The 9,769-nt window shown below is 31.7% G+C and carries 9 protein-coding genes; 5 read left to right on the forward strand and 4 right to left on the reverse strand.

From position 1 onward, the window contains the following. The first annotated feature begins 18 nt into the window (after positions 1–18). The 4 genes from ABJD66_RS07540 to ABJD66_RS07555 are packed head-to-tail and all read left to right on the forward strand — an operon-like array spanning position 19 to position 2,602. Entirely contained in the window at positions 19–792 is a 774-nt protein-coding gene (locus tag ABJD66_RS07540) for a prolipoprotein diacylglyceryl transferase family protein (protein WP_348129986.1), read from the forward strand. After that, a complete protein-coding gene (locus tag ABJD66_RS07545) occupies positions 764–2,158 on the forward strand; it encodes a radical SAM protein (RefSeq protein WP_348129989.1) in 1,395 nt (464 codons plus the stop codon). Before ABJD66_RS07540 ends, ABJD66_RS07545 begins: the two co-directional genes overlap by 29 nt. Then, positions 2,155–2,370: a hypothetical protein gene (locus ABJD66_RS07550; protein ID WP_100894428.1), complete on the forward strand. Its 216-nt coding sequence runs from the start codon at positions 2,155–2,157 to the stop codon at positions 2,368–2,370. The genes ABJD66_RS07545 and ABJD66_RS07550 overlap by 4 nt, the downstream gene beginning before the upstream one ends. A gap of 10 nt (positions 2,371–2,380) precedes the next feature. Beyond that, positions 2,381–2,602 carry a hypothetical protein gene (locus tag ABJD66_RS07555; protein WP_348129993.1) on the forward strand — a complete coding sequence of 74 codons (222 nt, stop codon included), beginning with the start codon at positions 2,381–2,383 and terminating at the stop codon, positions 2,600–2,602. 72 nt (positions 2,603–2,674) lie between these two features. Here the strand turns inward: ABJD66_RS07555 and ABJD66_RS07560 are convergent, their stop codons facing one another. Further along, complete coding sequence (locus ABJD66_RS07560; protein ID WP_100894426.1) at positions 2,675–3,505, reverse strand: OmpA family protein; 831 nt, start codon at positions 3,503–3,505, stop codon at positions 2,675–2,677. A 300-nt stretch (positions 3,506–3,805) separates the two neighbouring features. On the opposite strand from ABJD66_RS07560, the gene lepA reads away from it, so the two are divergent. Then, on the forward strand, positions 3,806–5,602 hold the full coding sequence (gene lepA / locus ABJD66_RS07565; RefSeq protein WP_100894425.1) for a translation elongation factor 4: 1,797 nt from the start codon (positions 3,806–3,808) through the stop codon (positions 5,600–5,602). Positions 5,603–5,657: 55 nt separating this feature from the next. Here lepA and ABJD66_RS07570 read toward each other — a convergent pair whose 3' ends face one another. From ABJD66_RS07570 to ABJD66_RS07580, 3 genes are all read right to left on the reverse strand, one after another. Then, a complete protein-coding gene (locus tag ABJD66_RS07570) occupies positions 5,658–6,422 on the reverse strand; it encodes a LytTR family DNA-binding domain-containing protein (protein ID WP_348129997.1) in 765 nt (254 codons plus the stop codon). 5 nt (positions 6,423–6,427) lie between these two features. Next, entirely contained in the window at positions 6,428–7,438 is a 1,011-nt protein-coding gene (locus ABJD66_RS07575) for a histidine kinase (RefSeq protein WP_348130000.1), read from the reverse strand. A 15-nt stretch (positions 7,439–7,453) separates the two neighbouring features. Next, a partial coding sequence (locus ABJD66_RS07580; RefSeq protein WP_348130003.1) for an outer membrane beta-barrel protein occupies positions 7,454–9,769 on the reverse strand: 2,316 nt, incomplete at its 5' end.

The following is a 9,769-nucleotide window of genomic DNA, read 5'->3' on the forward strand; positions in this document are numbered from 1 at the left end:
ACATTCTATCTTAGCCTTATGCCATTACAATTTTTACTGCCTTATGAGCCTGTGGTTTTTGGTTACCACTTAAACGTACACCTTATTTTAGAGTATTTGGCATTTTTTATTGGCTTTAGATATTACGTTTTTCTACGTAAAAATAGTACAGATACAATTAGTAGCTTAAATAGATTATCTATACTAATAGGTGCTGTTTTTGGTGCGCTATTTTTATCTAGGCTTATAGGTTTTTTAGAAAACCCTCCATTGCACGCTACACAAGGTTTTATTGCTATTGTAAACAATAAAACTATAATGGGTGGTTTATTTGGTGGATTATTAGGGGTAGAAATTGCTAAAAAAATAATTGGAGAGAAAACATCTTCTGGCGATTTGTTTACACTACCTATAATTGTAGGTATAATTATAGGCCGTATTGGTTGTTTTTTATCTGGTATTAAAGAGTTTACTTATGGTGTGCAAACTTCTTCAATCTTTGGTTTAGATTTAGGTGATGGCGTTCTAAGGCACCCTATTGCGCTGTATGAAGTTGTGTTTTTAATACTACTCTTTATCGCTCTAAAAACACATCAGAATAAAAAAATAAGTATAGAGAACGGTAGTTATTTTAAGTTTTTTATGGTTGCGTACTTCTTATTTCGTTTTTGTATTGAATTTTTAAAACCAAATGAGTTTCTAATATTAGGACTAAGTAGTATTCAATATTTATGCGTAATTTGTTTTTTATACTATTATAAATTCATCTGCAAAACACTCCTATATGTCGCAAAAAAATTACACCTATTATGATTTTACATTAAGCCTTTGTCCAGAATGTTTAAGGCGTGTAGATGCTAAAATTGTTTTTGAGAATGATAAGGTGTATATGCTTAAAAACTGTAAAGAACACGGTAGGTCTAAGGTTTTAATTGCTGATGATATTGAGTATTATAAAAATATAAGAAACTACAACAAAGCGTCTGAGTATCCTAAAACATTTAACACGCAAACGCATTATGGTTGCCCGTACGACTGTGGTTTGTGTCCAGATCATGAACAACACTCTTGTTTAACCGTTGTAGAGGTTACAGACCGTTGCAACCTTACTTGCCCTACTTGCTACGCAGGTTCTTCGCCAACATATGGCAGACACAGAACATTGGAGGAAATTAAAAAAATGTTAGATGTTATTGTTAAGAATGAAGGTGAACCAGATGTGGTACAAATTAGTGGTGGTGAGCCTACTATACACCCTAATTTTTTTGAAATTATGGACTATGCCAAGTCTTTACCCATTAGACATTTAATGGTAAATACTAACGGTATTAAAATTGCTAAAGATGTTGCTTTTGCAGAAAAATTAGCAACATACGCACCAGATTTTGAAATTTATTTACAGTTTGATTCTTTAGACAATAATGTATTACAAACGCTTAGAGGTGCAGACTTAGCAGATACACGCTTAAAAGCCATAGAAAACCTTAACAAGTTAAATTTAGCTACAACTTTGGTAGTTACACTGCAAAAAGGGTTAAACGACCACGAAATGGGTAAAACCATAGATTTTGCCTTAAAACAAAAGTGTGTTAGGGGTGTTACTTTTCAGCCAACACAAATTGCTGGTAGGTTAGAGAATTTTGAGGTTGATGAAAATAGAATTACACTTACAGAAGTACGCCGTAATATTTTAGAGCAGTCTCCTATTTTTGAACCAGATGATTTAATTCCGGTTCCTTGTAACCCAGATGCTTTGGTTATGGCTTATGCTTTAAAACTAGGTGATGAGATTAGCCCGTTAACACGTTATATAAACCCAGATGATTTACTAAACGAAGGTAAAAACACCATTATATATGAGCAAGATGAAGCTTTACACGGTAAAATGATAGAACTTTTTAGCACAGGAAACTCTGTAGATAAGGCCTCAGAAAATTTAAAATCTATTATGTGTTGCTTGCCAGAGATTGATGCGCCAGAACTGGGTTATGACAACCTTTTTAGAATAATAATTATGCAATTTATAGATGCACATAATTTTGATGTACGTGCCATTAAAAAATCTTGTGTACACATTGTAAATAAAGATTATAAAATTATTCCTTTTGAGACAATGAACCTCTTTTATAGAGATGATAAAATAGACCGACTTAAAGAACTACAAAAAGAAAACGCATGATACAGTTATTACCTTTAGAGGTGGGTGGCCTTGGTGGCTTGGTAATTTTAATAGTGCTAATTATGTTTGGCCCTGCATTGTTATTTTTAATTATTGCTTTTGTAATGCTAGGGCAAAAAAAGAAAAAAGCAGCTAAAATATTTTTTATTTTAACTGGCGTTTACCTGCTTATAAGTCTGGGTGTTTGTGGTGCAATGATGACAGGGTATTAAATAAATATAGATGATAAATGCAATACTGTTAAATCAAAGTCCCAACGGCAGTGGTGACTACCTAACCCTTATAATACTTATTATTTTAGCGTTATTATCACCTGCAATAATTTGTATAACAGTAGGCTTATTTTTAAGTAAAAAGAAACCCAAAACAGCCAAAACACTTTTTATAATAGCGGGTGTATACTTGGTTGTTGGTATTGGACTATGTAGCGTTCCTAGTTTTTAAACATAAAAAAAGCGGAAATTCAATTAAGAATTTCCGCTTTAACAATTTATAGTTGTTAGCTAGTGTTATCGCTTATTCGTTAGAAGCCATTAATGCAAAAAACTTATCTATGTTAGGTAAGATTACAATACGTGTTCTTCTGTTTTTAGCTCTGTCTTCTTTAGTATCATTAGACGCTAAAGGAATATAACTACTTCTACCAGATGCAATTAATTTTTCTGGAGCTACGTTATATTTAGTTTGTAATTTACGTACAATAGATGTTGCTCTTAATACACTTAAGTCCCAGTTATCTGTTACTTTAGGAGTACTAATAGATCTAGAATCTGTGTGTCCTTCTACCATAACTTCAATACTTGGCTCAGAGTTAATAACGTCTGCTAATTTTTGTAAAATAGCATCTGCTTTGTTGCTTACGTTGTAGCTAGCAGTGTTAAATAATAACTTATCAGAAATAGAAATCATAACAACTGTATCATCAATATCAATTGCAATATCATCATCTTCGTTTAAGCTATTTGTACCAATAGATTTTTTTAAGTTGTGAGACAATGCTAAGTTCATAGAATCTTTAAGTGTTTTTGCACCCATTAATTGTTCTGGACTAACATTTTTTAAAGTCTCGCGCATTTTAGCTTTAACGTTATTACTAATAACTGCACCATCTGCAGAAATTAATTTTGCATCGTTATCTTCTGTTAATGCGTTTATTTTAGAATTATAATCAGCAACTCTTGCTTCTATTTTAGCAAATTTAGCTTCTAACTCTTCCTTTTCTACTGCAGTCTTGGTTAATTGACTTTTAGTTTCACCGTGAGCCTGTTGTAATTCTACATATTTCTTTTTAGAAACACATGATCCCAATAAAACTACTGCAGCTAGTGCTAATGATATTTTCTTCATAATTTTTGTTTTGTTCTAAGGTAGATACGTAAATAAGTCTAAAATAGATTTTTTAATTTTTAAAACGAACCCTTAAACACTGAAAACAAGCAAGTTAAAATGTAAATTTATTTAAAAATAAAACTACATTAAGCTATATTTTTAAGTTAAAAGCAGCTTATAACCTTCAAAAACTGACATTGATTTGCATTTTTAACTATAATTAAGCAAAATTCTTAATTAATTTTAGATGTGCTTTAAACTTAGACCCTTATAACCTGTAAAATATAAACTATATTTGCAGCTACTTTAGTACTATATATGAAGAATATTCGAAATTTTTGCATTATTGCACACATAGATCACGGTAAAAGTACATTGGCAGATAGACTATTAGACTATACTGGTTCTGTAACAGATCGTGAAAAACAAGATCAGCTTTTAGATAGTATGGATTTGGAGCGAGAACGTGGTATTACCATAAAATCGCACGCCATACAAATGGACTTTGAATATAAAGGAGAACAATTTGTTTTAAATTTAATTGACACTCCTGGCCACGTAGATTTTAGTTACGAGGTATCTAGATCTATTGCTGCTTGTGAAGGTGCTTTATTAATTGTAGATGCTGCACAAAGTATACAAGCACAAACTATATCTAACTTATATCTTGCTTTAGAAAACGACTTAGAGATAATTCCGGTTCTAAATAAAGTAGATTTACCTAGTGCAAACCCAGAAGAAGTTACAGATGATATTGTAGAACTTTTAGGTTGTGCTCCAGAAGACGTAATACACGCAAGTGGTAAAACCGGCTTTGGTGTAGATAATATTTTGGCTGCTGTAATAGAACGTATTCCTGCGCCTGTTGGTGAAATAGACGAACCTTTACAAGCTTTAGTTTTTGACTCTGTTTATAATCCTTTTAGAGGTGTAGAAACTTATTTTAGAGTTATAAATGGTGAAATTAAAAAAGGACAAAAGATAAAATTTGTAGCTACAGATAAAAGTTATTTTGCAGATGAGGTTGGTACCTTAAAGTTAACGCAGGTAATTAAGAAAAGTGTAAAAGCTGGTGATGTTGGTTACTTAATTACAGGTATTAAAGATGCTCGTGAGGTTAAAGTTGGTGATACTATTACAGACTCTGTTAACCCAACAAAAAATGCAATTGCAGGTTTTGAGGATGTAAAACCAATGGTATTTGCTGGTATTTACCCTGTAGATACAGATGAGTTTGAAGAATTACGTTCTTCAATGGAAAAATTACAGCTAAATGATGCTTCACTGGTATTTGCACCAGAAAGTAGTGCTGCACTTGGTTTTGGCTTTAGATGTGGATTCTTAGGAATGTTACATATGGAGATTATACAAGAACGTTTGGAGCGCGAGTTTAATATGACTGTAATTACTACTGTACCTAACGTTAGTTACCACGCATTTACACGTAAAGACCCAGATATTCCTCTTATTGTTAATAACCCTACAGACTTACCAGACCCATCTAGTATAGACCGTGTAGAGGAACCATATATTAAGGCTACAATAATTACAAAGTCGGACTTTGTTGGTAATGTAATGTCTTTATGTATAGAAAAACGAGGACAAATTACAAACCAAACATATTTAACGCCAGAGCGTGTAGAGCTATCTTTTGATATGCCACTTGCTGAAATTGTTTTTGATTTTTATGATAGATTAAAAACAGTTTCTAAAGGATATGCCTCTTTTGATTATACGCCAATTGGTATGCGTACCTCTAAATTAGTACGCGTAGACATTTTATTAAATGCACAACCGGTTGATGCTTTATCTGCTCTTATACACGCAGACAATGCAGTACATATTGGTAAAAAAATGTGCGAGAAGTTAAAAGAGTTAATCCCAAGACAACAGTTTGATATTCCTATACAAGCTGCTATTGGAGCAAAAATTATCTCTAGAGAAACAACAAAAGCATTACGTAAAGATGTTACCGCTAAATGTTATGGTGGTGATATATCTAGAAAGCGTAAACTTTTAGAAAAACAGAAAAAAGGTAAAAAACGTATGCGCCAGGTTGGTAACGTAGAAGTACCACAAGAAGCTTTTATGGCTGTATTAAAACTTAACGATTAATACAACTACCTTATAAAATAAAAAACCTTCATTTTTTAAATGAAGGTTTTTTATTTTATTGCTCTAACCATTTTCTAAATTCTGCTGTGGTAGATGAGCTTGTCATTACTTTTTCTTTTACACCAACCATTTTTAATAATAATCGGTTTTTAAAATGACTCTCTATATTGTCTATAAAATCTATACTTATAACTTGGCTTCGGTTTATTTTAAAAAATTTACTAGGGTGTAATTGTTGGTGTATTGTGCCTAAATTTAAAGATATTGTATGTCTTTTTCCTTTAGCATCTGTAGCAATACAAAAATCTCCTGAAGCTTCTATTGTACTAATTTCTGAAACACTTAACAGCTGTATACCGTTTGCTTTTTTAATTACAAACCTTGTTTTGTAATTGTTATGCTCTTCTTGTAAAGCAATTTTAAGGTTTGTAAGTGTTTTTGGTGATAAAGAATTGTAATCTCCTTTGGTAAATAGTGCCTGGTATTTTTCTAGCGCCTTTTTAAAATCTAATTGTGTGTATGGCTTTAAAATATAAGCAATGCCATTTGTGTTAAATGCCTGAAAAAGATACTCATCATGCGCAGAGCAAAATATAATTGGCGCATCTATATTAACCTCATTATACAAATCAAAAGAAACACCATCTAATAATTGAATATCAGACAAAATAAAATCATATGTATTGCTATTTAAAAATAGCTTACCTTCTGCGTTAGACCTTGCCCAGTCATACACAACCTCATCATTAAAATAATCTTTAACAAAAGAAACTAGTTTTTGAAAAGCGGGTATTTCATCTTCTAAAATTAAAATTTTCATTGCTTTTAATTGTCTTCAATTAATTTAATTACTGGAATAGAAACCGAAAATTCTTTATCAGTATTTATTATAATTACCTCTTTATCTGATAGCAATTTATACCGTGCTTTTAAATTATCTATACCTATACCAAAAGATTCGTTTTTAGGTATTATACTAGATTTGGTATTACATACTTTTAAAGCGTTTTCCTCTATATAAATTACTGTTTTTATACTATCACCTGCTGTAGGCTTGTTATGCTTTACAACGTTCTCTAATAAAGCTTGTATGGCTCCTGTTGGTATAAATTTATTGTTTAAAGTAGTTGTGGTTTCAATTTTAAAATCATAATCGTTTCCAAAGCGCGTTTTTATTAAAAACATATAGTTTTCTGCAAGTTGAATTTCTTCAGCCAACTCCATAACCTCTGCATCTTTTGTTTTTATTAAATACCTGTATATTAATGATAAACGATTTATGTATTCTTTTGCTCTTTGGGTATCACTATCTATTAAAGAATCTAATGTATTTAAGTTGTTAAATAAAAAATGAGGATCTATTTGTGAACGTAGTAACTTAAGCTCGTTTTCTTTTTGTTTTTTTTCAAACTTTAATAATTGGTTTTGCCCTTCGTAGAACTTTTTAGTAAGCAATAATGCAAATGGAAATGCAGTATCGTTGGCTCCCCTATCTATCATTTTTAAAACAAAATCTAAGCCTCGCGGAAATTTACTCCAATCGTTTTCTCCTGTCCAAAAACCTATTGTGTACTGTATTCCGGAAATTACAATTATAATAAGCAAACCTAAAATACCGAACAAAATGTATTTTTTCTTTGTTACAAAATTGGGGATTAGCCAAAATACAAACAAGAAAATAATACTACAAACACCTATTAATTCTGCCGGAAAATCGAAAAGATATTCCTTTAACATAGAATCGTTTTCATAATAGTCCTTGCCTTGTATAAAAAAGGATACCGCAAAGTAAACCGCTAGTAGTAGAAGATCAGATTTATTTAATTTTTTGTTCATTAAACAGCTAGTGTATTAGTTGTTGTCCTCAATTCTATTTTGCTCCTCTTTAGATGAGTTTTCTCTATTTTTCTGCTTGCCATATCTAGATCCAAAACTGTAAGATACTCTTAATTGTACGTTTCTTCTAGACTCGTTACTCTCTATATCTGCGTTTAAATTATTATAATTTATTTTACCAACATAGCCTCTATTAAGTATTTTACTTAGTCCTAGATTTACTTTTAGTCTGTCATCTAAAAAGGTTTTACCTAAAGAAAAATCTATGCCTGCAAACCAGTCTACATCTAAACCACCATCTAATGCTCCTGTACCGTAATTACCACTTATTTCTGCGTTAATTTCCCAAGGAAGCTCGTAACTAGCCTGTGTAAACCAAATTAAGCTCCATTTATCTAAATTTAGATTATCTGGTACAGACTCTAGCTTGTTGTAATTTACAATAAACCCAGTGTACCCATCTACGCCTTTTATAAAACTTAATGGTCCAAATAGTCTAAAGTTCCAGTTTTCACTGTCTGTTAAGTTTATAGTTGTTCTACTAATTTCTGCAGTTTCTGTATTTTGTGATACGTATTGAAACATAGCGTCCTTAGTTTCGCTATAACCAATAGTAAAAAACGGCTGACCATCAAAAGTTAAGTTAAACTGATAATTATTGGTAAAAGCTGGTTTTAAATTTTCATTACCAACATCTGAAGAAAGCGGATCATAATAAGTTACAAAAGAGTTTAGTGTACTGTAACTTGGTCTACTAATACGGTAACTATAAGCTACATTAGCACTTAGGCTTTCCCCTAGTTTTTTACTTACAGATGCACTAGGGAACAATTTAGATATTTTACGCTCTCTGGTCTCGTTTGTGCTATTAGAAGTTCCTTTTGTGTTGCTGTCTTCAAAACGTAAGCCACCAGAAAAAGACCATTCTCCGCTAGTAACATTTAATTTAGAATACAATGCAAAAATATTTTCTTCTACCAAAAACCTATTGCTAGCATCTTCATTAAAAACAAATTCTCCGTTTGTATCTTCACTAAAAGACATTAAATCGCTATCTGTGTCTACATCTGCGTATTTACTACCAAAACTAAGTTTAAAGTTTTCTGTAAATTGCTTAGAGTAGTCTATTTTATATGTTTTTATTTGATATTCACCGTCTTGCAAATAACGCTGATTTGTATAAGGAACTGTACTGCCATTTAAAGAAGATATGGTATTAAGATTATCATTTGTATAATCTACAAAATTAAAATCTACTGCTAATTTTTGTTTATCTGTCTTGTATTCATAATAAGGATTTACATTAAAAACTACTTGATCCCTGTTAAAACTATTTTGTGACAGTAAGTAATCTGTTCCGTTACTACTTGTTATAATATTAGAGCTTTTAGAGTTACGGTCCGAGTTTGTATTAATGTTTCTAACACCAACACCTATAGTATGTTCTTCTGTAATATAGTAATCTACACTACCGCTTACTCTTGCAGTTTTAGGGTTGTAAGGCTCTATTGTAGCTTGGTCATAAGTTGCACCATCTACGGTCCTTTTAATAAATAAATCTTCTCTCCAAGTAGGACTAGAATACCCTGCACTTGCTTGCCAATTTAGCTTGTTTTTATAACTACCAATAGAAGCACTTGTACCATACTCTACTCCTTCATCTTCTCCTACCCAACCTACAACAGTACCGTTAGTACCTAGCCTTACATTTTTTTTTAGTATTATGTTTATTACTGGTCCAGAACCAGCAGCATCAAACTCGGCACCAGCTTGTTCTACCATTTCTACTCTAGCTATGTTATCTGCAGGCATATCGCGTAGCAACGTACTCATATCCATATAGTCGGTAGTTTTACCATTAATTAAAATTCTAATATTATTTTGTCCAGCATAGCTTATACCGTTATTGGTTACAATTACACCAGGCACGCGTTTCATTACATCTTTTAAATTAGAATTTATCATCTCAGAATTTTCTAAGTCTACAATAAGTTTTTCTGCAGTTTGTCTAATTACGGGTCGTTTACTTTTTACAACAACCTCGTTTAAAGATTCTGCTTCTTCATTTAAAGTAAAATTTAGTTCTTTATCTGTGGATAATTGGAATTCTTTAGATGTTTTGGTTTTAAAACCAAGCATAGATACCTCTATATAATATGTGCCGTTTTTTATAGAGTTAAAGGCATACACACCTTGCTTGTCTGATATGGTACCAGTAACAACCTCTTTAGTAGATTGATTGTATAATATTACGTTGGCATACTCTAATGGCAAATTGTTCTCTGTTATTTTACCTGAAATTTTGTTTTGTGCTTGAGTTGATATTACACC

This window comes from Cellulophaga sp. (assembly GCF_039943695.1).
GTDB lineage: Bacteria > Bacteroidota > Bacteroidia > Flavobacteriales > Flavobacteriaceae > Cellulophaga.

What these genes read in the sequence shown, in the direction of transcription:
- ABJD66_RS07560 (WP_100894426.1), bottom strand. Translation starts at nt 3,505, where the DNA reads ATGAAGAAAATATCATTAGCACTAGCTGCAGTAGTTTTATTGGGATCA.
- ABJD66_RS07575 (WP_348130000.1), bottom strand. Translation starts at nt 7,438, where the DNA reads ATGAACAAAAAATTAAATAAATCTGATCTTCTACTACTAGCGGTTTAC.
- ABJD66_RS07540 (WP_348129986.1), top strand. Translation starts at nt 19, where the DNA reads ATGCCATTACAATTTTTACTGCCTTATGAGCCTGTGGTTTTTGGTTAC.
- ABJD66_RS07545 (WP_348129989.1), top strand. Translation starts at nt 764, where the DNA reads ATGTCGCAAAAAAATTACACCTATTATGATTTTACATTAAGCCTTTGT.
- ABJD66_RS07550 (WP_100894428.1), top strand. Translation starts at nt 2,155, where the DNA reads ATGATACAGTTATTACCTTTAGAGGTGGGTGGCCTTGGTGGCTTGGTA.
- ABJD66_RS07570 (WP_348129997.1), bottom strand. Translation starts at nt 6,422, where the DNA reads ATGAAAATTTTAATTTTAGAAGATGAAATACCCGCTTTTCAAAAACTA.
- ABJD66_RS07555 (WP_348129993.1), top strand. Translation starts at nt 2,381, where the DNA reads ATGATAAATGCAATACTGTTAAATCAAAGTCCCAACGGCAGTGGTGAC.
- lepA (WP_100894425.1), top strand. Translation starts at nt 3,806, where the DNA reads ATGAAGAATATTCGAAATTTTTGCATTATTGCACACATAGATCACGGT.